A 20,838-nucleotide genomic window follows, 5' to 3' on the forward strand; every position below is an offset into this window, starting at 1 on the left:
AACTTTTGTCATGAAAGCTTCATTTTGGGGAGACCAGGGAGATGCCCAGACTTGGGGCGACTGGCGGATTTTTTGTGGGAGCGAGCTTGCTCGCGAAAGCGGTGGATCTGTTTGCATCGATGTTGGATGGGCTGCCGCCATCGCAAGCAAGCTCGGCTCCCACAGGGGTTCTCGGGTGGATACAAGGTTTGTGTCCACCACCCAATTCCATGTGGGATCGGGTGGTGGCGATGAAGCCTGCCGTTATTGGTGCTGCACCTGCACCATCGAGCTTACCTGCACCCTCGCCTGCATCTGTTCCGCTCCGCCACCCCGGCGCATGCCGCGTACCGGGCAGGCGTCGAGGTAGTCCAGGCCGACCGCCAGTTTCAGGTGGCGGTCGGGAAGGGTCAGGCGGTTGGTCACGTCGAAGCTGTACCAGCCATCATCCAGCCAGGCTTCCGCCCAGGCGTGGCTCGCCAGGTGGCTTTCATCTTCGGTGCACAAATAGCCGGAAACATAGCGCGCAGGAATGCCCAGGCTGCGGGCGCAGGCGAGGAATGCGTGAGTATGGTCCTGGCACACCCCCGTTCCACCGGCAAACGCCTCGGCAGCGGTGCTGTTGACCGCCGTCGTGCCGGGGCTGTAGGGCATCCGCGCCGCCAAACCATTCATCAGATCGGTCAAGGCCGAACGATCGCGCCGGCCAGCGCATTGCTCGACGGCGAAGGCGCTGAGGGTCTCATCCGCCTGGGTCAGGCGACTGGTGCGCAAGAAAGGCAGCGGCGACTGGTTGTCCGGTTCCATCGCGATGGACTGATGGATTTCCACCTCGCCATAAGCCGTCAGTACCAAGGCGCCGTGGGGCTCGTCCATGGTCATCACATGCAAGATGTTGCCATAGGGATCAATCTGGCTGCGTACCAGTCGCGGCAGCTCCAGGTGCCATTCCAGGATGCGCTGGCGCTGAGTGTCCCGGGGCGTCAGGCGCAGGAACTGGATGCTGGTGCAGACTTCATCGGCGTAGCTGTAGGTCGTGTCATGGCGTATGGATAGTTTCATACGACCTCCAGGTAAGACTCATGGACGGTCTGGCCCAAGTGGCGGATCTGCCCAATCAAGTCGGTCAACCATTGATGCAGGCCCGACGCCAGGATCTCATCGATCCCCGAATAACGCAGGCGCGCATTCAGCTCGGCGGCCAGGCGTTGCGCTGGCCGGCCGTTGTTGCCCGGCAAGCTGGCGAGAATATGGTCCAGCTCCTCGATGCAGGCATGCAGCGAGCGTGGGACGTCAGCACGCAACAGCAACATCTCGGAAACCTGCTCGGCATTGGGCGCATTGCGGTAGATCTCGTTGAACGCCTCGAACGAAGACAACGCACGCAACAAGGCACTCCACTGGTAATAACCACGGGCCGAGTTGTCGCTGACCTCCTCCGATTCCTCGCCGAACATTTCGTAGCGGGCGTCCAGCAGGCGCAGCGTGTTGTCGGCCCGCTCGATAAAGGTGCCCAGGCGAATGAAGCAGTAGGCATCGTTGCGCATGATCGTGCCCGACGTCGCGCCACGGAACAGGTGCGAGCGCTCCTTGACCCACTCGCAGAAATGGCTGATGCCGTAGCGCCCCAGGCCGTTGCTGGCGATGTTGCGCATTTCCAGCCAGGTAGCGTTGATGTTCTCCCACATGTCGGCGGTAATGCGCCCGCGCACGGCATGGGCATTGGTCCGCGCGGCCCGCAGGCAGCTGTAGATACTGCCGGGGTTGGTTTCATCCAGCGCGAAGAAATGCAGCATGCGCTCGGTGTTGAGCGCGTCATAACGGGCGTTGTAGTCGTCCAGCGTACCGGCCGCCAGCAGCGACATCGCCAGCTCGGCATGGCCATCGCTGCGCCCGGCCTGGGGCATCAGCGACAACGAATAGCTGACTTCGAGCATGCGCGCCAGGTTCTCGGCGCGCTCCAGGTAGCGGGACATCCAATAGAGGTCCGAAGCAGTTCTTGAAAGCATGTCTTAGTCCTCCACTACCCAAGTGTCTTTGGTGCCACCGCCCTGGGACGAGTTCACCACCAGCGAGCCTTCGCGCAGCGCCACGCGGGTCAGCCCGCCGGGCACCAGGCGCGTTTCCTTGCCCGACAGCACGAACGGACGCAGGTCGATGTGGCGCGGCGCGATGCCGCTCTCGACAAAGGTCGGGCACGTGGACAGGCTCAAGGTTGGCTGGGCGATGTAGGCTTCAGGACGGGCCTTGAGGCGTGCGCGGAAATCTTCGATCTCCGCCGCGCTGGCGGCCGGCCCGACCAGCATGCCGTAGCCGCCGGAGCCCTGGGTTTCCTTGACCACCAGATCCGGCAGGTTGGCCAGCACATGGGACAGGTCCTGAGGCTTGCGACACTGCCAGGTGGGCACGTTCTTCAGGATCGGTTCTTCGGTGAGGTAGAAGCGGATCATCTCGTCGACGTAGGGGTAGATCGATTTGTCATCAGCCACGCCCGTGCCGACCGCGTTCGCCAGCACCACATTGCCCGCGCGGTACACAGCGATCAGCCCGGGCACGCCCAGCATCGAATCGGGGTTGAACGACAGCGGGTCGAGGTAGGCATCGTCAAGGCGACGATAAATCACGTCCACCTGCCGTGGGCCGGCGGTGGTGCGCATGTAGACATGGTCGTCACGCACGAACAGGTCCGCGCCCTCCACCAGCTCCACGCCCATTTCACGGGCCAGGAACGCGTGCTCGAAATAGGCACTGTTGAAGCGCCCCGGGGTCAGCACCACGGCGGTAGGGTTCTCGAGGGGGCTTGAGCTCTTGAGGGTGTCGAGCAGCAGGTTCGGGTAATGATCGATAGGAGCCACGCGTTGGGCGGCGAAGAGCTCGGGGAACAGGCGCATCATCATCTTGCGGTCTTCGAGCATGTAGCTCACGCCGCTGGGGGTACGCAGGTTGTCCTCCAGCACGTAGTAGCTGCCGTCACCGTCGCGAACCAGGTCGACACCGGCGATATGGGCGTAAATGCCGCGGTGCAGGTTCAGGCCCTGCATCGCAATCTGATACCCCTCGTTGGCGAGCACCTGTTCGGGAGGAATGATGCCTTCCTTGAGGATGTGCTGCCCATGGTAGATGTCGGCCAGGAACATGTTCAGGGCCTGGACCCGCTGAATGCAGCCACGCTCGACCATCTGCCATTCGCTGGCCTTGATGCTGCGCGGGATGATGTCGAACGGAATCAACCGCTCGGTGCCCTGCTCGTCCCCGTAGAGGGTGAAAGTGATACCGGCTCGATGGAACAGCAGGTCGGCTTCGCGGCGGCGTTGCTCTAGCAGCTCGAGCGGTGTATCCGCCAGCCAGCGCGAGAAGGCTTGGTAATGCGGGCGGCAGTCACCCTTGGCGTCATACATTTCATTAAAAAAAGCGTGGGGCATAGCCAACTCCCAGCCGCGTTCTACACGGCATTTCTTATCACTTCGTCATTCCGACGGTTCGGCCTTGCCTTGCTTTGAGCCCTGCTTTATTGAGTGCGGTCCTGGGATTCCCCTCTGTTTCTTCATGGATGGTGTGTCCAGGCCTGGGAGGCCGGCTTTTCAATGCTTAGCAAAGGGTGTGCCTAAGCGTCACGGCGTCACACCCTGAATAGAAAAAGTATTGCAAAACCACTAAAAGGCGAAATTATTTTTCGATCTAGCGACATTAACGACCATAAATGCGGGCGCCCTTTCTCTCGAACGCGGCTTGAACGGTTCTTGAGCGGGTGGAATGGGACAGCCTTGCCCCACAAGAGGGAAGTTTTTACTCATTCATCCACGGCTGACCCTTCACGCGCCGCGCTCAACCCCAGGCAGTGAAAACCTGAACGCACTGCAACGTTGCAGGAAAATGCACGGATTCATACCCGCCGCCCCAGCTTGAAGCAGCACGGCCGTTCACCTCAAGTCAATGCGCCCTCGACACTGGCGACGATCATCTCCAGGTCTGTGGGCAGGTAACCTCGCTTGACCACCAGGTTTTCCTCTCGGCCTCGCGCCCTCCAGGTAGGCAGTTCGGCCACCGGGATGCGCTGGTAGAGAAGATTGGTATTGGTCGCCCCGGTCCATTTGGTCGTTCGCGCGATCTGCTCGTTGCCGGCGTTTTCGATGAATCGAGTGCGCATGCCCAGCAAGGCCGCGGCATCCATCGCACCGCTGCGCATGCCCAGGTGCACCAGTTTGCAATTCCATTCGGCACTTTTCATACGCAGGAAAATGGCATATTCGGCAGCACGGTTCGGCCCGATGATTTTCTGGTTGGGGTTGCCGTTGTCCAACTTCCAATACTCACCCCAGACCTGAAGATTGGCTCGGGACACAGGACCGTCAGCTTGGTCGAGTTGACCCAGGTGGGTCGTCAGCTTCACGTTGAGGTCCCGGTTGGTCCTCGGGCGTCCGACCACGATGACGTTCCGACCTTTTTTCAACAGCCGGTGACACACCTGCCCCAACCCCGTCCAACTGTCGTCCAATTCCGGATGGGCACCGCCGTCCTTGCCGCTGAAGCGGGTCCAGACAATGATGTAGCTCTGGCCCTTGACCACCCCTTTGAGCCCCAGGAACTTGTCGAGGCGATACGCCCAGTAGCGATTGGTATTGGGATCGACATTGTCCCACTTGGCGATGCTGCCCTTGCCGTCGCCACTGAGCACCGACGCTGCGACATCGGTGGTGGCGCCGCCCACGGGGCACAATTTTGCACCGTTGGCGACGCCGGCCAGGAATCCCAGTACCGCGTCGGTGAAGGGTGGCAGCGCACTTTTATTGATCCTGGCGTCGACCACCAGGCGACACGTCTCGCAGGCAGCCTTGGCATCGGTGACCAACACCGGCAGCAACCGAGCGGCCTTTACCCCACAGGAAGTGCCATAGAACTTGACCAGCCGCTTGGCCGCCGCCTCGTCAGCGGCCGCGTAGAGCAAGATCAGTCGTGAGCTGAGGTCATGGCACAACGCCGCGCCGACAGCGAACTGATCACCCGACATGTACGCGCCCTGGTAGTAATAAGTGCACTTCTGGCCGACGAATTGCGCCGGTGTGTTTTTCCGCGCATCGGTGAACAGCGAGCCACCTGTGGCATTCGCGTCGTCCAGCATGTCCTGGTACTTGCGTTTGTCCTGGTCCCGCAAATAAAGCGCCAGGGCATCCAGACACTGGTTGATGCTTTGATTGGCCTCGGCCAATGGAGTGGCCCCCACCCGCCACTTGAGGGGAAAGGCCTGAGCGGGCTGCGCCAGCGCCTGCACGGCCGCCTGGGTCGTCGGAAAGCGAACCTGCAGATCGCTCCCCAGGAAACGCTTGATAAGGGCTTCGTGGGGTTTGAGCGTCTCGTAAGTTGGGCTCATCAACGACCAGGCGGTGATTGAGATATCGGCGACTTCGAAGGGCATCCTTCCTCCCCCGGGACACGTTGCAGGGTTATCCGAAAACAATCGGGTGTCCGCGCACCAAGCGTAGACCAATTCCCCTTGGGTCGCGGGCAAGCTGCCTTCGGTCGCCTCCCGAACACAAACTCGCCGTGGGGATTTGCGCCTTCAGTATTATGGTATACCATCATACGCAAAGACCTAATCACCCACCCAGGGAGCAGCTCATGAGTTTCGAAATTCGCAAGATCGTCAGCTATGTCGAAGAAACCTTTATCGAAGGCGGCAAGGCCACCGACAAACCGGTGACCATGGTCGGGTTGGCGATGGTAATGAAAAACCCTTGGCTGGGTCGCGGCTTTGTCGAAGACCTGAAGCCGGAAATCCGCGCCAACTGCTCCGACCTCGGCGCGCTGATGGTCGAGCGCCTGGTGAGCATCATCGGCGGCGCCGAGAAGATCGAAGCTTATGGCAAGGCCGCCGTGGTGGGCGCCGACGGCGAAATCGAGCACGCCTCCGCCGTGATCCACACCCTGCGCTTCGGCAACCACTACCGCGAAGCGGTCAAGGCCAAGAGCTACCTGAGCTTCACCAACAAGCGCGGCGGCCCTGGCACCTCGATTCAGATCCCGATGATGCACAAGGACGACGAAGGCCTGCGTTCGCACTACATCACCCTGGAAATGCAAATTGAAGACGCCCCGCGCGCCGACGAAATCGTCGTGGTGCTGGGCTGCGCCGATGGCGGCCGCCTGCATCCGCGCATCGGCAACCGCTACATCGACCTGGAAGAACTGGCCGCCGAGAATGCGCAGTAATCCAGCCTCGGTAACCACAATAAAAAAGGCATGCAGGAGCGCTCCATGATTCGGCTCACCGCTGAACTCACCCCGGCCGGCACCAGCTACCTGGCAACCGGCCAAGGCCAACCCGTGGTCTTGATCCATGGTGTGGGCCTGAACAAAGAAATGTGGGGCGGCCAGGTCGTTGGCCTGGCCACGCAATACCGTGTGATTGCCTACGACATGCTCGGCCATGGCGCCAGCCCGCGTCCGCAAAGCGGTACCGCGCTGCTGGGCTACGCCGACCAGTTGCTGGAGTTGCTCGATCATTTGCAACTGCCCCAGGCGACGGTGATCGGCTTTTCCATGGGCGGGCTGGTAGCCCGTGCGTTTGCCTTGCATTACCCGCAACGCCTGCAAGGCCTGGTGGTGCTCAACAGTGTGTTCAACCGCAGCGCCGAACAGCGCGCCGGGGTCATCGCCCGTACGGCCCAGGCCGCCGAGCATGGGCCGGACGCCAATGCCGAGGCTGCGTTGTCGCGCTGGTTCAGCCGTGAATACCAGGCGGCCAACCCGGCGCAGATTGCCGCGTTGCGCCAGACCCTGGCGCAGAATGATCCCCAGGGTTACCTGACCACCTATGAACTGTTCGCCACCCAGGACATGTACCGCGCCGATGACCTGGGCAATATTCAGGTACCGACACTGATCGCCACTGGCGAACTGGACCCCGGCTCGACACCGGAAATGGCCCGGCAACTGGCCGAGCGAATTCCCGGCGCCACGGTTGCCGTACTCGCCGAGCAGCGGCATATGATGCCGGTAGAGTCGCCGCGCCTGGTCAACCAGCTGTTGCTGGAATTTCTCGACACAGCAAACGCCCGACAAAACCAAATAAAGGGGATCGTTGCATGACACTCGCACGTTTTTCGATGTGCATCGGCGGTGAATGGGTCGATGCCCTCTCCGGCAAGACCTTCGAAAGTCTGAACCCGGCCCTGGCCCAACCCTGGGCCGAGTTGCCCGACGCCGACGAAGCCGATGTCGAGCGCGCCGTCCAGGCGGCACAGAGCGCTTTCGACAGCCCGGCCTGGCGCGGCTTGACCGCCACTGCACGCGGCAAGTTACTGCGTCGACTCGGTGACCTGATCGCCGAGAACAAAGAACAACTGGCCCAGTTGGAAAGCCGCGACAACGGCAAGCTGATCCGTGAAACCCGCGGCCAGGTCGGCTACCTGCCGGAGTTCTTCCACTACACCGCAGGCCTGGCCGACAAGCTCGAAGGCGGCACCCTGCCGCTGGACAAGCCCGACCTGTTTGCCTACACCGTGCACGAAGCCATGGGCGTGGTCGCGGCGATCATTCCCTGGAACAGCCCGCTGTATCTGACGGCGATCAAATTGGCACCGGCACTGGCGGCCGGCAACACCATCGTGATCAAACCGTCCGAGCACGCTTCGGCCACCATTCTCGAGCTGGCTCGCCTCGCCCTGGAAGCCGGCATTCCACCGGGTGTGGTCAACGTCGTCACCGGTTACGGCCCGAGCATCGGCGCCGCCCTCACCCGCCATCCGCTGGTGCGCAAGATCGCCTTCACCGGCGGCGCGGCCACCGCTCGCCATGTGGTGCGCAGCAGCGCCGAGAACTTCGCCAAGCTGTCGCTGGAACTGGGCGGCAAGTCGCCAAACATTATCTTTGCCGACGCCGACCTGGACAGTGCGATCAACGGGGCAATTGCCGGGATCTATGCGGCATCCGGCCAGAGCTGCGTGTCCGGCTCACGCCTGCTGGTGCAGGACGAAATCTACGATGAGTTCGTCTCGCGCCTGGTCGAACGGGCCCAGCGCATCCGCATCGGCAACCCGCAGGAAGACGCCAGCGAAATGGGCCCCATGGCCACCGCGCAGCAACTGGCCGTGGTCGAAGGCCTGGTCGCCGATGCCATCGCCGAAGGTGCGCGCCTGCGCACTGGCGGCAAGCGTCCAGAGAATCTCGGGGATGGCTGGTTCTATGAGCCGACACTGTTCGAATGCGACCGCAACTCGATGAAGATCATGCAGGAAGAAGTCTTCGGCCCGGTCGCCTCGGTGATTCGTTTCAAGGACGAAGCCGAAGCCCTGGCGATCGCCAACGACTCGCAATTCGGCCTCGCCGCCGGCATCTGGACCCGCGACCTGGGCCGTGCCCATCGCCTGGCCCGGGATGTGCGCTCGGGCATCATCTGGGTCAACACCTACCGTGCAGTGTCGGCCATGGCGCCCATCGGTGGTTTCAAGAACAGTGGCTATGGACGCGAGAGCGGCATCGATTCGGTGCTGGCCTATACCGAACTGAAAACGGTGTGGATCAACCTGTCCCAGGCGCCTATGCCTGATCCGTTCGTGATGCGCTAGGAGTCCTGAGAAATGATCGAACCCGGTATCTACAAAGAAGTCATGAGCTCCTTCCCGTCCGGCGTCACGGTGGTCACCACCCTGGACCCGGACGGCAATATCGTCGGCATCACCGCCAGCGCCTTCAGCGCGCTGTCGATCGACCCGGCGCTGGTGCTGTTCTGCCCCAACTACGCCTCTGACACCTACCCGGTGCTGCGCGACAGCAAGCAGTTCGCAATCCACTTGCTGTCCGCCGACCAGACCGCCGAAGCCTATGCCTTTGCCGGTAAAGGCAAGGACAAGGCCAAGGGCATCGATTGGCACCTGAGCGACCTGGGCAATCCATTGCTGAGCAAAGCCACGGCGATCATCGAATGCGAACTGTGGCGCGAATACGACGGTGGAGATCACGCGATCATCGTCGGTGCGGTGAAGAACCTGATCCTGCCTGAACAGCCGGTAACACCGATGATCTACCACAAAGGCAAGCTGGGCCCGCTGCCTGCGCTGGCCTGATGACCATACACATCCCCTGTGGGAGCGAGCTTGCTCGCGATGACGGCAGCACATCCAACATTACTGTGACTGACCCACCGCTATCGCGAGCAAGCTCGCTCCCACAGGTTCATCACTTCTTCAGGGAGTCCGCATGAGCAACGACAAGTACGAACAAGGCCTGAAGATCCGCACCCAGGTGCTGGGCCAGGACTACGTCAACCGCTCCATCGAGAACGCCGACGATTTCACCCGGCCGTTGCAGGAAATGGTCACCGAATATTGCTGGGGCCATGTCTGGGGTCGCGAGGGTTTATCGTTCAAGGAGCGCAGCATGATCAACCTGGCCATGATCTCGGCGCTCAATCGCCCGCACGAACTCAAGCTGCATGTGCGCGGCGCCTTGCGTAACGGCCTGAGTCGTGAGCAAATACGCGAAATTCTGCTTCAGGTCGGTATCTATTGCGGCGTCCCCGCTGCCGTGGACAGTTTCCGGCTTGCCCGTGAAGCCTTCGCCGAAGCCGATGCCGAGGCCTCCAGTCAACCCTCGGCTGTTTGATCTGAACGTGCACGGATGTTGCCCGTTTGGCATGGACAGCCATATTACAGAGCGGACCCCATGAAACGCCTGCCACTCGACGACAGCTTCAAGGTCAATCGCAACCCCGTTACCCTGCGCGAGATCGTGCTGGATAAACTGCGAAGCGCCATCATGAACTTCCAGCTTCTGCCGGGTGATCGCCTGGTCGAACGCGATCTGTGCGATCGCCTGGGTGTGAGCCGCACGTCGGTACGCGAAGCGCTGCGCCACCTGGAATCCGAAGGCCTGGTGGAGTTTGCCGATGCCAAGGGGCCGCGGGTCGCCATTATTACTTTGGCCGACGCCGTGGATATCTATGAGCTGCGTTGCGTGCTCGAAGGCCTGATCGTCCAGTTGTTCACCCTGCGGGCCAAGGCCAAGGACATCAAGGCCCTGGAAAAAGCCCTCGCGGAAAACCGCAAGGCCCTCAAGGAGGGCGAACTGCAACAGGTCATCGATTCGGTGCAAGGCTTCTACGACGTATTGCTCGAAGGCTCCGGCAACCATGTCGCCGCCACCCAGTTGCGCCAGTTGCAGGCACGCATCAGCTATTTGCGGGCAACCTCGGTGTCCCAGGAAAACCGTCGCGGCGACAGCAACCAGGAAATGGAACGCATGGTCGAGGCGATCAAGAGCGGCGATCCCCTGGCGGCCCACCAGGCCTGCGTCGACCACGTGCGCGCCGCCGCCAAGGTCGCCCTGGATTACCTCAAGCGCAAACAGGAAGAGACCGGTGAAATCCCCGAGATCATCCCGCCCATCGCCCTCAAAGAACCGCGCATAGGTCGCTAGCCATGTTCAGCCCGAGCTTTTGTCCAAAGTGTGGCGGCAGTGACCTCGATCACCGTCTGCCAACGGGCGATACCCATGAACGACTGATGTGTGGCGGTTGCGGCTACATCCACTACGTCAACCCGAAGATCATTGCCGGCTGCATCATCGAGCAGGACGGCAAGTACCTGCTGTGTCAGCGCGCCATCCCGCCGCGCCCAGGCACCTGGACACTGCCGGCCGGTTTCATGGAAGGCGGTGAGACCACAGAACAGGCGGCGCTGCGCGAAGTCTGGGAAGAAACCGGCGTACGCGCTGAAATCGTTTCGCCCTACTCGATCTTCAGCGTGCCGAAGATCAGCGAGGTGTACATCATCTTCCGCGCCATCGCACTGGAGATCACCGGCCAGTTCGGCCCGGAAACCCTCGCCTGCCAGTTCTTCGCCCCCGAAGACATTCCCTGGGACAGCATCTACTACCCGGCCATCCGGCAGATCCTCGAACGTTATATCGAGGAACGCCAGGCCGGGGTCTATGGCATCTACATGGGCAACGACGACAGCGGCAAGATTCACTTTATCCGCTGACGTATCTCAGGGCGCCACACCCTCGACAATGATCACCTCGGCCCGCGCCACGCCTTCGCGATGTCGCTTGGCCTCCTGATACTGCGCCGAGTGATAGCAGGCCAGCGCCTGTTCGTAGGAGTCGAATTCGATCACCACGCTGCGCTGCGGCGTGGGCCTGCCCTCCATCGCTTCGCTACGCCCGCCCCGGGCCAACATCCGACCGCCATACAAGGCAAACGCCGCCGGCGCCCGTTGGGTGTATTGGCTGTATTGATCAGGGTCGGTGACATCCACATGAGCAATCCAGTACGCCTTCATAGTGACCTCTTGGTTTGTTTTGTATTATGGTATACCACAACAACATTCCAGCAAGCCCTATCAAAACAAAGAGAGCCCGCCATGGCCTTTAACAGCATTCAGGAAATCATCGAAGACTACCGCCTGGGCAAGATGGTGTTGCTGGTGGATGACGAAGATCGGGAAAACGAAGGCGACCTGTTGCTGGCCGCCGACTGTTGCAATGCCCAGGCCATCAGCTTCATGGCCCGCGAAGCGCGCGGATTGATTTGCCTGACCCTGACCGACGAACACTGCCAGCGTCTGGGCCTTGAGCAAATGGTGCCGAGCAACGGCAGCGTGTTCAGCACCGCGTTCACCGTGTCCATCGAGGCCGCCACCGGCGTGACCACCGGTATTTGCGCCGCCGACCGGGCGCGCACTGTCGCCGCCGCCGTAGCCGCCGATGCGGGGCCCAGCGACATCGTGCAGCCGGGGCATATCTTCCCGCTGCGAGCCAAGGAAGGCGGTGTGCTGACCCGCGCCGGACACACCGAAGCCGGTTGCGATCTGGCGCGCCTGGCAGGTTTCACACCAGCGTCGGTGATCGTCGAAGTGATGAACGATGACGGCACCATGGCCCGTCGGCCGGACCTGGAGATTTTCGCCCGCAAGCACGGGATCAAGATCGGTACCATCGCCGACCTGATCCACTACCGCTTGAGCACCGAGCACACCGTGGTGCGCATTGGTGAACGAGAACTGCCTACCGTGCATGGCACTTTCCGCCTGTTCACCTTCGAAGACCGCATCGAAGGTGGCGTGCACATGGCGATGGTGATGGGTGAGATTCGCCGGGATGAGCCGACGCTGGTGCGCGTACATGTGATCGACCCGCTGCGGGACCTGGTCGGGGCCGAATACAACGGCCCTTCCAATTGGACGCTGTGGGCGGCCCTGCAGCGGGTGGCCGAAGAAGGTCGCGGCGTGGTGGTCGTGCTGGCCAACCACGAGTCCTCCCAGGCGCTACTCGAGCGCGTGCCGCAACTGACCCAGCCACCACGACAGTTCAGCCGGTCGCAATCGCGCATCTATTCTGAAGTGGGCACCGGGGCGCAGATTCTGCAGGACCTGGGGGTGGGCAAATTGCGCCACCTGGGACCACCGCTCAAGTACGCGGGGTTGACGGGGTATGACTTGGAGGTAGTGGAAAGCATTCCCTTCACCGGATAACAGAAAAACCTGTGGGAGCGAGCTTGCTCGCGATAGCGGTGGGTCAGTCAACATCCATGTCGGCAGATCCATTGCCATCGCGAACAAGCTCGCACCCACAGGGTTCAACCCAGCAATGACAGGGAAAAATCTGCCCCCGGACAGATAGCCGGTACGGCAAAATGCTTGCAGAAAGTTTGGAATACCATAATATGATATTCCATAGACCGAACACTTCAGCCAAGTGCCCCCGAGAGGGAAAGTACAAACAAGAGCCCTTGGCACGGTCGCCTTTTAAGGCCAGATGGACCTACTGCTCCCGATAGGCGGGCGACAAAAGCCCGCTCAAAAACACAACAATGAGGGCGTGAAAATGGTGTTGAAGAAAAGTGCAGCCGCAATTCTTTTTGCCGGCCTGCTGAGTATCACCAGCCAGGCGACGATGGCCGCTGAAAGCGTCAACTTCGTCAGTTGGGGCGGCAGCACCCAGGACGCGCAGAAGCAGGCCTGGGCCGACCCGTTCAGCAAGGCCAGTGGCATCACCGTGGTCCAGGATGGCCCCACCGACTATGGCAAGCTCAAGGCCATGGTCGAAAGCGGCAACGTGCAGTGGGACGTGGTCGACGTCGAAGCGGACTTCGCCTTGCGCGCCGCCGCCGAAGGCCTGCTCGAACCCCTGGACTTTTCGATCATCCAGCGCGACAAGATCGACCCGCGCTTCGTCTCCGACCACGGCGTCGGCTCGTTCTACTTCTCGTTCGTCCTCGGCTACAACGAAGGCAAGCTCGGTTCCGGCAAGCCCCAGGACTGGACCGCACTGTTCGACACCAAGACCTACCCCGGCAAACGCGCCCTGTACAAATGGCCTAGCCCCGGTGTGCTTGAGCTGGCCCTGCTGGCTGACGGCGTCGCGGCAGACAAGCTCTATCCGCTGGACCTGGACCGCGCTTTCAAGAAACTCGACACCATCAAGAAAGACATCGTCTGGTGGGGCGGCGGCGCCCAGTCCCAGCAGTTGCTCGCTTCCGGCGAGGCCAGCATCGGGCAGTTCTGGAACGGTCGCATCTATGCCTTGCAACAGGACGGCGCACCCGTCGGCGTAAGCTGGAAGCAGAACCTGGTCATGGCCGACATCCTGGTCATTCCAAAGGGTTCGAAAAACAAGGCCGCAGCCATGAAATTCCTGGCCAACGCCAGCAGCGCCAAAGGCCAGGCCGACTTTTCCAACCTGACCGCCTATGCTCCGGTCAACGTCGACAGCGTCGCACGCCTGGATTCGGTGCTCGCCCCCAATCTGCCGACCGCCTACGCCAAGGATCAGATCACGCTTGATTTCGCGTACTGGGCCAAGAACGGTCAGGACATCGCGACACGGTGGAACGAATGGCTGGTCAAATAAAAATGTCGGCAACGGCAACCCGACACACCGGAGGCGCCGCTGGCGCTGCCGGTGTGGTAACCACCAAGGCCGTTGCGCCACAAGCGCCGTCGCTGATGCAGCGCTGGCGCGGGGCCGGCAACCTGCTCCCCGCCTTGCTGTTCCTCGGCCTGTTCTTCCTGGCGCCGCTGATCGGCCTGCTGCTGCGCGGCGTGTTGGAGCCGGTGCCTGGGTTGGGCAACTACGAGCAACTGTTCGCCAACTCAGCCTACGCCCGGGTGTTGTTCAACACCTTTTCGGTGGCCGGGCTGGTGACGTTGTTCAGCCTGCTGCTGGGTTTCCCCCTGGCCTGGGCCATCACCCTGGTGCCCCGTGGCTGGGGGCGCTGGATGCTGAACATCGTGCTGCTGTCGATGTGGACCAGCCTGCTGGCCCGCACCTACTCCTGGCTGGTGCTGCTGCAAGCCTCCGGGGTGGTGAACAAGGCGTTGATGGCGCTGGGCATCATCGACCAGCCGCTGGAGATGGTGCACAACCTCACCGGCGTGGTGATCGGCATGAGCTACATCATGATCCCGTTCATCGTCCTGCCGTTGCAGGCGACCATGCAGGCCATCGACCCGATGATCCTGCAGGCCGGTTCGATTTGCGGCGCCAGCCCCTGGACCAACTTCTTCCGGGTATTCCTGCCGCTGTGCCGGCCGGGGCTGTTCTCCGGTGGGCTGATGGTGTTCGTGATGTCCCTCGGTTACTACGTGACCCCGGCACTGCTGGGCGGCGCGCAGAACATGATGCTGCCTGAATTCATCATCCAGCAGGTGCAGTCGTTCCTCAATTGGGGCCTGGCCAGCGCCGGTGCAGCCTTGTTGGTGGCGATCACCCTGGTGTTGTTCTACTTCTACCTGAAGCTCCAGCCGGAATCCCCGGTGGGTGCCAGCAACGCGAGGTAAGCCGTCATGCTCCTGACTCCCAATGCCATGAGCCGGCGCATGCGGTTCGGCCTGTATTTCACCACCGGCCTGATCGCGCTGTTCCTGCTGCTGCCGATCGTGTTCATCGTACTGCTGTCGTTCGGTTCGTCCCAATGGCTGGTCTTCCCGCCACCGGGCTGGACGCTCAAATGGTACGGCCAGTTCTTTTCCAACCCTGACTGGATGAACGCGGCACTGACCAGCCTCAAGGTCGCGGTACTGACCACTGTCGGCGCCGTGGCGCTGGGCCTGCCAACCGCGTTTGCCCTGGTACGTGGACGCTTCCCGGGCCGGGAAATGCTCTACGGCCTGTTCACCCTGCCGATGATCGTGCCGTTGGTGATCATCGCCGTGGCGGTGTATGCGCTGTTCCTCAAGCTGGGCTACACCGGGACGATGTTCGCGTTCGTGGTCAGCCACGTCATCGTCGCATTGCCCTTCACCATCATCTCGATCATCAACTCGCTCAAGCTGTTCGACCAGTCCATCGAGGACGCAGCGGTCATCTGCGGCGCCTCACGCTTGCAAGCGGTGTTCAAGGTGACCTTCCCGGCCATTCGCCCAGGCATGGTCGCCGGCGCCCTGTTCGCGTTCCTGGTGTCGTGGGATGAGGTGGTGCTGAGCGTGATGATGGCCAGCCCGACCCTGCAAACCTTGCCCGTCAAGATGTGGACCACCCTGCGCCAGGACCTGACGCCTGTGATCGCCGTCGCTTCGACGCTGCTGATCGGCCTCTCGGTCCTGGTGATGGTGATCGCCGCCGCCCTGCGCCGGCGCAATGAAATCAGCGCCTGAGCGCCTAGGAGAACACGATGAGTGCCGTCAAAGACCCCGCACAACAGAACAACAAGACCCTGGTCAGCCTGCGCAACCTGAACAAGCACTACGGCGACTTTGCCGCCGTGGACGATATTTCCCTGGAGATCCAGGACGGCGAATTCCTGACCTTCCTCGGCTCCAGCGGCTCGGGCAAGAGCACCACGCTGTCGATGCTGGCCGGCTTTGAAACCCCCAGCAGCGGCGAGATCCAGGTAGGCGGAAAATCCCTGGTCAACGTACCGCCGCACAAACGCGACATCGGCATGGTGTTCCAGCGTTACTCGTTGTTCCCCCATCTGTCGGTGCGCGACAACATTGCCTTTCCGCTGGCGATTCGCAAACTGGCCAGCGCCGAGCGCGAACGCCGGGTCGACGCCATGCTCAAACTGGTGCAACTGGGAGAGTTCGCCCATCGCCGCCCTTCGCAACTGTCGGGAGGCCAGCAGCAGCGCGTGGCGATTGCCCGGGCACTGGTCTACGAACCACGCATCCTGCTGATGGACGAACCCCTCGGCGCCCTGGACAAAAAGCTCCGGGAAGACTTGCAGGATGAACTGCGCCAATTGCATCGACGCCTGGGCATCACCATCGTCTACGTCACCCATGACCAGGAAGAAGCCATGCGTCTGTCCCAGCGCATCGCGATTTTCAGCCACGGCAAGATCGTCGGCCTGGGCAGCGGCTATGACCTCTACCAGAACCCGCCGAACGCCTTCGTGGCCTCGTTCCTGGGCAACTCCAACTTCCTCAAGCTCAAGGCCCAGGGCAACGCAGTGGCGACCTTCGAGGGCCAGTCGCTGTCGATCCGCCTGACCGCCGGCCTGCAAACGGACCAGGACGTGCTGCTGATGGTGCGCCCGGAAAAAGCCCTCGCCTTGAGCGTCGAACAGGCCGCCCAGGAACCCTTGGCAGCCGGTTGGAATGAGGTCTCGGCCAAGGTCGTCGAAGTGCTGTTCCTGGGTGAAAGCCAGACCTGCAGCGTGGTGACGTCCGGCGGCACGGCCATGACGGTCAAGGCGCTGTCCGCCGCCGGCATGCCACTCAAGGCCGGCGACCCGGTGCGTGTGCGCTGGGCCACCGCCGATGCTTGCGTCTACACCCAATGGGCCGAGAGCGACCTGAACAAGGCCGCAGGTGCCCACTGATGAACACTGCGCGCCCACAACCGATAAAGCCCGAGGATCGTCCAATGATCGATGCCAGCGTCTACAAACAAGTCATGGGCTCGTTCCCGTCCGGCGTGACCGTGATCACCACCCTTGATGACGACGGCCAGATCGTCGGCCTCACCGCCAGCGCGTTCAGCTCATTGTCGATGGAGCCAGCGCTGGTGCTGTTCTGCCCCAACTACAGCTGCGACTCCTATCCGGTACTGATCAAGAACAAGCGCTTCGCCATCCACCTGCTCTCCGGCGGCCAGCAGAACGAAGCCTATGCCTTCGCCCGCAAGGGCAAGGACAAGGCCCAGGGCATCGAATGGACCTTGAGCGAACTGGGTAACCCGCTGCTGAGCAATGCCACCGCCATCATCGAATGCGAACTGTGGCGCGAATACGAAGGCGGCGACCACGCCATCATGGTCGGCGCCGTAAAGAACCTGATCGTCCCGCAGCACACACCGGGGCCGCTGGTTTATTGCCACGGCAAGATGGGCGCCCTGCCCGTCCTCGCCTGAACCGATCGTCAACTACAAGAGATAGCGCCATGAAATTTTCCCTGTTCGTACACATGGAGCGCTGGGACGAAAGCGTCAGCCATCGCCAGTTGTTCGAAGACCTGAGCGAGCTGACCCTGTTGGCCGAGGCCGGCGGTTTCAGCACCGTGTGGATCGGCGAACACCACGCCATGGAATACACCATTTCGCCAAGCCCGATGCCGCTGCTGGCGTACCTGGCCGGCAAGACCACCACCATCCACCTGGGCGCCGGCACCATCATCGCGCCGTTCTGGCACCCGCTGCGGGTGGCCGGCGAATGCGCACTGCTGGACGTGATCAGCAATGGCCGCATGGAAGTCGGCCTGGCCCGGGGCGCTTATCAGGTGGAGTTCGACCGCATGGCTGGCGGCATGCCGGCTTCCTCCGGAGGCCAGGCCCTGCGGGAAATGGTCCCGGTGGTGCGCGCCCTGTGGCAAGGCGATTACGCCCATGACGGCGAGATCTGGAAATTCCCAACCTCCACCAGCGTACCCAAGCCGATCCGCAAACCCCATCCACCGATGTGGATCGCCGCCCGTGACCCGGACTCCCACAACTTCGCCGTCGCCAACGGCTGCAACGTGATGGTCACGCCGTTGATGAAGGGCGATGAGGAAGTCCTGGACCTGAAGAACAAGTTCCAGGCCGCCCTGGACAACAATCCCGACGTGCCACGCCCGCAATTGATGGTGCTGCGCCACACCCACGTGCATGCGGTGGATGATCCTGAAGGCTGGAAGGTCGGCGCCCAGGCGATCTCGAAGTTCTATCGCACCTTCGATGCCTGGTTCGGCAACAAGCAAGTGCCGGTCAATGGTTTCCTTGCGCCGAGCCCGGAAGAAAAATTCGCCGAGCGCCCGGAGTTCCAACTGGAGAACATCCGCAAGAACACCATGATCGGAACCCCGCAGGAAATCATCGAGCGGATCAAGTATTACCAGGAACTGGGAGTGGATGAGTTCAGCTTCTGGTGCGACAACAGCCTGCCCCATGCCGAGAAGAAAAAATCCCTGGAGCTGTTCATCCAGCAGGTGGTGCCAGCGTTTCGGTGAGTCGCAGCCCTGAAATTTCCGGGGTCAGTTCTATCGTTATCGCGAGCAGGCTCGCTCCCACAGGGGGTTGTGGTGAACGCAAATAGATAGGCAACTGCCAGCCAATGTGGGAGCGAGCCTGCTCGCGACGGCCGCTGGAATGTGACGGTAACGCCAAAAAAATGCCCGGACTTCAAAGCCCGGGCATTTTGCTTTCTGGATGGATCAGAACGTTACGCTTGCACTCAGGCGAGCGGTACGTGGCTCACCGACATTGACTTGCAGTTGGCTGCCGGTGGACGACGGGTAGTACTGCTTGTCGAACAGGTTGTCGACGTTCAGTTGCAACGAAGTCTTGTGTCCCAGCACCGGCGACTCCCAGCGCAGGAAGGCGTCGGCGACGGTGTAGCTGCTCAGCCAGAAATCGTTGGCCGCGTTAGCCGCACGCTCGCCGACGTAACGCGCACCGGCACCGGCGTGCCAGGCACCGAATTCGGCCGGGACGTTCAAGTGGTGCGACAAGTACAGGCTGGCGGTGTGCTTGGGCGCATCGGACAGGCGGTGACCTTCGTTTTTCGGGTCATCGAGGATTTCAGTGTGGGTATAAGCATAAGTCCCGATCAAATCCCAACGTTCCGCCAGACGACCGGTGATGTCGAGTTCGAGGCCTTGGGAGCCGACCTTGCCCGCGGCTTCTGCCAGCGTTACGCCGTTGACCGTAGAGGACGTCACGACGTTTTTCTTCTCGATATCGAACAGCGCAAGGTTGATGTTCAGGCCCGGCAGCGGATCGTATTTGGCGCCAATTTCGTAGCTACGACCCTCCTCCGGCTTGAAGGTACTGAGGTTGTCGTCCACGGTGTCGTTAGGCTTGAACGAACGACTGTAGTTGCCATACAGCGACAGCTCCCCGGTGGCTTTATAGACCAGCCCCAGGAACGGGACGAAGGCATCGCCGTTGTCGTCGCGGACCGGCACCCTGGTGACCAACCCTTGCTTGGCGAACTGATCGTAATGCTGGTAGCGACCACCGAAGACCAGGATCCAACGATCATTCAGGTGCCAGTTGTCCTTAAGGTAGACCGAGCTGGAAGTCAGCTGATTGCTCAGATTGCTTTGGGTCGGGCTGATGACGCTGGGCTCTCCCAGGCCGCCGTACACCGGCGCAGAGATATCGAAGCCCCCCCGCACTGCCCCACGGTAGGTCTTGCCACGGTATTGGTCCGACACCTGATTATCAGCACCGATCAACACGTCATGGCGCTGGCCGAACAGCTCCTGTTTACCGATGAAGTCCCAGCTGGCGTAACGGGTTTCGTCATCGTAATGAGCGCCGTTGGCGGCCCGACGCAGATTATTGCCAGTCAGCGAGTTGGGCTGCGCAATCGAAAGGCTATACCGATCATTATTCCAGCCATAGGTCACGCGAGTTTTCCAATCCTCGCTCAGTTCATACTCAAACCGCGCCGTCGCCGTTTCGCGAATCCCCACGCTCTTGGCCCACGGCTCATCCAGACGCTTGTCGTAATCGATATCGGCCGGATGCCCATTGGTGAACACCGTCCCCCGATCAAACGGATTGGAATATTCGTTGTACTCATAGCTGAGATTCAACGAAGCCCGCTCCCCCGTCCAAGCCAGGGACGGCGCCACCAGGGTGCTCTCGTTGACCCCGTAGTTGCGCCAGTAGTCCTCGTGGCCGCGCTCGGCAATCAGGCGATAAGCCAGGCCGGTGTCGCCCAGCGGCCCGGTGGTGTCCAGGGCCATGGTGCCGCCGCCTTCGCTATAGGCCGAGCCGCTCAACGTGGTGCTTTGGGTGTACTCCGGTTTCTTGCTGATAACGTTGACCAGGCCGCCAGGCTCCAGCGCGCCGTACAGCATCGAGGCCGGGCCCTTGAGCACTTCGACGCGGTCGGTGGTGGCGCTGAAGTTGTGCCCCAGGTTCGAACGCACGCCGTCGCGCAGGATCGAGCCATCGTCGTTGGTGCCAAACCCGCGCTTGACCAGCGAGTCTCGCGAACCGCCCAGGGTGTTGCCCTGGCTGACGCCGCTGACGAACTTCATCGCGTCGCTCAGCGAGCGCACCTGATAGTCGGCCAGGGTCTGCTGGGTCACCACGTTGATCGATTGCGCTTCTTCCTTGATCGGTATATCGCTCTTGCTCGCCGTGCTGGCTTGCGACGTCGTATAGCCCTCTTCCTGAGTGACGCGACTGCCCTGGATGTCCGTGGCCGGCAGTTCGAGAGCGTCCTGCGCCCACAATGGGCTGGCAATGAAGCAGCAGGACAGCGTTGGCAACACACACTTGATAAAGACGTTGCGATTAGCGAGGGGGGTGGAACGTTTCAAGACGCGCACTCATAGAAGGGACGTTAATGAGAGCAAATATACTTTGAGAATGATTCCCAGTAAATCTTTTGTATCAAATGATGATCGCACCCGACCCCCTGTGGGAGCGAGCTTGCTCGCGATAGCGGCGGTACATCCAACATCAATGCAACAGACCCACCGCCAT

The 20,838-nt window shown here is 61.5% G+C and carries 20 protein-coding genes; 14 read left to right on the top strand and 6 right to left on the bottom strand.

Annotation, left to right across the window (positions count from 1 at the left end; genetic code table 11):
* Positions 1 to 243: 243 nt before the first annotated feature.
* The 4 genes from AB4O22_RS11645 to AB4O22_RS11660 all read right to left on the bottom strand — a co-directional run bounded on the left by AB4O22_RS11645 (position 244) and on the right by AB4O22_RS11660 (position 5,392).
* Positions 244 to 1,041, bottom strand: coding sequence for a transglutaminase family protein (locus AB4O22_RS11645; protein WP_003201701.1), 798 nt, complete (start codon positions 1,039 to 1,041; stop codon positions 244 to 246).
* Positions 1,038 to 1,988, bottom strand: coding sequence for an alpha-E domain-containing protein (locus AB4O22_RS11650; protein ID WP_003201699.1), 951 nt, complete (start codon positions 1,986 to 1,988; stop codon positions 1,038 to 1,040). Before AB4O22_RS11650 ends, AB4O22_RS11645 begins: the two co-directional genes overlap by 4 nt.
* A gap of 3 nt (positions 1,989 to 1,991) precedes the next feature.
* Positions 1,992 to 3,401, bottom strand: a complete 1,410-nt coding sequence (locus tag AB4O22_RS11655) for a circularly permuted type 2 ATP-grasp protein (RefSeq protein ID WP_003201697.1) — start codon at positions 3,399 to 3,401, stop codon at positions 1,992 to 1,994.
* 503 nt (positions 3,402 to 3,904) lie between these two features.
* Positions 3,905 to 5,392 (bottom strand): hypothetical protein, encoded by a 1,488-nt coding sequence (locus tag AB4O22_RS11660; protein WP_460096354.1) that lies wholly within the window; start codon positions 5,390 to 5,392, stop codon positions 3,905 to 3,907.
* Between the two features lie 203 nt (positions 5,393 to 5,595).
* On the opposite strand from AB4O22_RS11660, the gene AB4O22_RS11665 reads away from it, so the two are divergent.
* The 7 genes from AB4O22_RS11665 to AB4O22_RS11695 all read left to right on the top strand — a co-directional run bounded on the left by AB4O22_RS11665 (position 5,596) and on the right by AB4O22_RS11695 (position 10,958).
* On the top strand, positions 5,596 to 6,186 hold the full coding sequence (locus AB4O22_RS11665; RefSeq protein ID WP_460096355.1) for an amino acid synthesis family protein: 591 nt from the start codon (positions 5,596 to 5,598) through the stop codon (positions 6,184 to 6,186).
* 45 nt (positions 6,187 to 6,231) lie between these two features.
* Positions 6,232 to 7,065 carry an alpha/beta fold hydrolase gene (locus AB4O22_RS11670; protein ID WP_003201690.1) on the top strand — a complete coding sequence of 278 codons (834 nt, stop codon included), beginning with the start codon at positions 6,232 to 6,234 and terminating at the stop codon, positions 7,063 to 7,065.
* Positions 7,062 to 8,543, top strand: a complete 1,482-nt coding sequence (locus AB4O22_RS11675; RefSeq protein WP_460096356.1) for an aldehyde dehydrogenase — start codon at positions 7,062 to 7,064, stop codon at positions 8,541 to 8,543. The genes AB4O22_RS11670 and AB4O22_RS11675 overlap by 4 nt, the downstream gene beginning before the upstream one ends.
* Positions 8,544 to 8,555: 12 nt before the next feature.
* Entirely contained in the window at positions 8,556 to 9,041 is a 486-nt protein-coding gene (locus AB4O22_RS11680; RefSeq protein ID WP_003201687.1) for a flavin reductase family protein, read from the top strand.
* Between the two features lie 133 nt (positions 9,042 to 9,174).
* Complete coding sequence (locus tag AB4O22_RS11685) at positions 9,175 to 9,579, top strand: carboxymuconolactone decarboxylase family protein (RefSeq protein ID WP_460096357.1); 405 nt, start codon at positions 9,175 to 9,177, stop codon at positions 9,577 to 9,579.
* A gap of 60 nt (positions 9,580 to 9,639) precedes the next feature.
* A complete protein-coding gene (locus AB4O22_RS11690) occupies positions 9,640 to 10,392 on the top strand; it encodes a GntR family transcriptional regulator (RefSeq protein WP_003201683.1) in 753 nt (250 codons plus the stop codon).
* A gap of 2 nt (positions 10,393 to 10,394) precedes the next feature.
* Positions 10,395 to 10,958, top strand: a complete 564-nt coding sequence (locus AB4O22_RS11695; protein WP_003201681.1) for an NUDIX hydrolase — start codon at positions 10,395 to 10,397, stop codon at positions 10,956 to 10,958.
* 6 nt (positions 10,959 to 10,964) lie between these two features.
* Here the strand turns inward: AB4O22_RS11695 and AB4O22_RS11700 are convergent, their stop codons facing one another.
* Positions 10,965 to 11,258: a DUF1330 domain-containing protein gene (locus tag AB4O22_RS11700; RefSeq protein WP_053162629.1), complete on the bottom strand. Its 294-nt coding sequence runs from the start codon at positions 11,256 to 11,258 to the stop codon at positions 10,965 to 10,967.
* A gap of 81 nt (positions 11,259 to 11,339) precedes the next feature.
* Here AB4O22_RS11700 and ribBA point away from each other — a divergent pair, with 81 nt between their 5' ends.
* The 7 genes from ribBA (at position 11,340) to AB4O22_RS11735 (ending at position 18,344) form a co-directional block, all read left to right on the top strand.
* A complete protein-coding gene (gene ribBA / locus AB4O22_RS11705; RefSeq protein ID WP_460096358.1) occupies positions 11,340 to 12,449 on the top strand; it encodes a bifunctional 3,4-dihydroxy-2-butanone-4-phosphate synthase/GTP cyclohydrolase II in 1,110 nt (369 codons plus the stop codon).
* Positions 12,450 to 12,801: 352 nt separating this feature from the next.
* A complete protein-coding gene (locus AB4O22_RS11710) occupies positions 12,802 to 13,827 on the top strand; it encodes an ABC transporter substrate-binding protein (protein WP_223472733.1) in 1,026 nt (341 codons plus the stop codon).
* A complete protein-coding gene (locus AB4O22_RS11715) occupies positions 13,812 to 14,756 on the top strand; it encodes an ABC transporter permease (RefSeq protein WP_013693316.1) in 945 nt (314 codons plus the stop codon). Before AB4O22_RS11710 ends, AB4O22_RS11715 begins: the two co-directional genes overlap by 16 nt.
* Before the next feature lie 6 nt (positions 14,757 to 14,762).
* Complete coding sequence (locus AB4O22_RS11720; RefSeq protein ID WP_028237711.1) at positions 14,763 to 15,572, top strand: ABC transporter permease; 810 nt, start codon at positions 14,763 to 14,765, stop codon at positions 15,570 to 15,572.
* Between the two features lie 17 nt (positions 15,573 to 15,589).
* A complete protein-coding gene (locus AB4O22_RS11725; protein WP_223472735.1) occupies positions 15,590 to 16,741 on the top strand; it encodes an ABC transporter ATP-binding protein in 1,152 nt (383 codons plus the stop codon).
* A gap of 44 nt (positions 16,742 to 16,785) precedes the next feature.
* Positions 16,786 to 17,271 carry a flavin reductase family protein gene (locus AB4O22_RS11730; protein WP_223472739.1) on the top strand — a complete coding sequence of 162 codons (486 nt, stop codon included), beginning with the start codon at positions 16,786 to 16,788 and terminating at the stop codon, positions 17,269 to 17,271.
* A gap of 29 nt (positions 17,272 to 17,300) precedes the next feature.
* Entirely contained in the window at positions 17,301 to 18,344 is a 1,044-nt protein-coding gene (locus AB4O22_RS11735) for an LLM class flavin-dependent oxidoreductase (RefSeq protein WP_223472736.1), read from the top strand.
* A 204-nt stretch (positions 18,345 to 18,548) separates the two neighbouring features.
* On the opposite strand, the gene AB4O22_RS11740 is transcribed toward AB4O22_RS11735, so the two are convergent.
* A complete protein-coding gene (locus AB4O22_RS11740) occupies positions 18,549 to 20,672 on the bottom strand; it encodes a TonB-dependent siderophore receptor (protein WP_223472737.1) in 2,124 nt (707 codons plus the stop codon).
* Between the last annotated feature and the right edge of the window lie 166 nt (positions 20,673 to 20,838).

The sequence above is a fragment of the Pseudomonas sp. S3_B11 genome, assembly GCF_054667715.1.

Coding starts and splice junctions, on each gene's coding strand:
- AB4O22_RS11645 (WP_003201701.1), bottom strand. CDS start 1,041: ATGAAACTATCCATACGCCATGACACGACCTACAGCTACGCCGATGAA.
- AB4O22_RS11650 (WP_003201699.1), bottom strand. CDS start 1,988: ATGCTTTCAAGAACTGCTTCGGACCTCTATTGGATGTCCCGCTACCTG.
- AB4O22_RS11655 (WP_003201697.1), bottom strand. CDS start 3,401: ATGCCCCACGCTTTTTTTAATGAAATGTATGACGCCAAGGGTGACTGC.
- AB4O22_RS11660 (WP_460096354.1), bottom strand. CDS start 5,392: ATGCCCTTCGAAGTCGCCGATATCTCAATCACCGCCTGGTCGTTGATG.
- AB4O22_RS11665 (WP_460096355.1), top strand. CDS start 5,596: ATGAGTTTCGAAATTCGCAAGATCGTCAGCTATGTCGAAGAAACCTTT.
- AB4O22_RS11670 (WP_003201690.1), top strand. CDS start 6,232: ATGATTCGGCTCACCGCTGAACTCACCCCGGCCGGCACCAGCTACCTG.
- AB4O22_RS11675 (WP_460096356.1), top strand. CDS start 7,062: ATGACACTCGCACGTTTTTCGATGTGCATCGGCGGTGAATGGGTCGAT.
- AB4O22_RS11680 (WP_003201687.1), top strand. CDS start 8,556: ATGATCGAACCCGGTATCTACAAAGAAGTCATGAGCTCCTTCCCGTCC.
- AB4O22_RS11685 (WP_460096357.1), top strand. CDS start 9,175: ATGAGCAACGACAAGTACGAACAAGGCCTGAAGATCCGCACCCAGGTG.
- AB4O22_RS11690 (WP_003201683.1), top strand. CDS start 9,640: ATGAAACGCCTGCCACTCGACGACAGCTTCAAGGTCAATCGCAACCCC.
- AB4O22_RS11695 (WP_003201681.1), top strand. CDS start 10,395: ATGTTCAGCCCGAGCTTTTGTCCAAAGTGTGGCGGCAGTGACCTCGAT.
- AB4O22_RS11700 (WP_053162629.1), bottom strand. CDS start 11,258: ATGAAGGCGTACTGGATTGCTCATGTGGATGTCACCGACCCTGATCAA.
- ribBA (WP_460096358.1), top strand. CDS start 11,340: ATGGCCTTTAACAGCATTCAGGAAATCATCGAAGACTACCGCCTGGGC.
- AB4O22_RS11710 (WP_223472733.1), top strand. CDS start 12,802: ATGGTGTTGAAGAAAAGTGCAGCCGCAATTCTTTTTGCCGGCCTGCTG.
- AB4O22_RS11715 (WP_013693316.1), top strand. CDS start 13,812: ATGGCTGGTCAAATAAAAATGTCGGCAACGGCAACCCGACACACCGGA.
- AB4O22_RS11720 (WP_028237711.1), top strand. CDS start 14,763: ATGCTCCTGACTCCCAATGCCATGAGCCGGCGCATGCGGTTCGGCCTG.
- AB4O22_RS11725 (WP_223472735.1), top strand. CDS start 15,590: ATGAGTGCCGTCAAAGACCCCGCACAACAGAACAACAAGACCCTGGTC.
- AB4O22_RS11730 (WP_223472739.1), top strand. CDS start 16,786: ATGATCGATGCCAGCGTCTACAAACAAGTCATGGGCTCGTTCCCGTCC.
- AB4O22_RS11735 (WP_223472736.1), top strand. CDS start 17,301: ATGAAATTTTCCCTGTTCGTACACATGGAGCGCTGGGACGAAAGCGTC.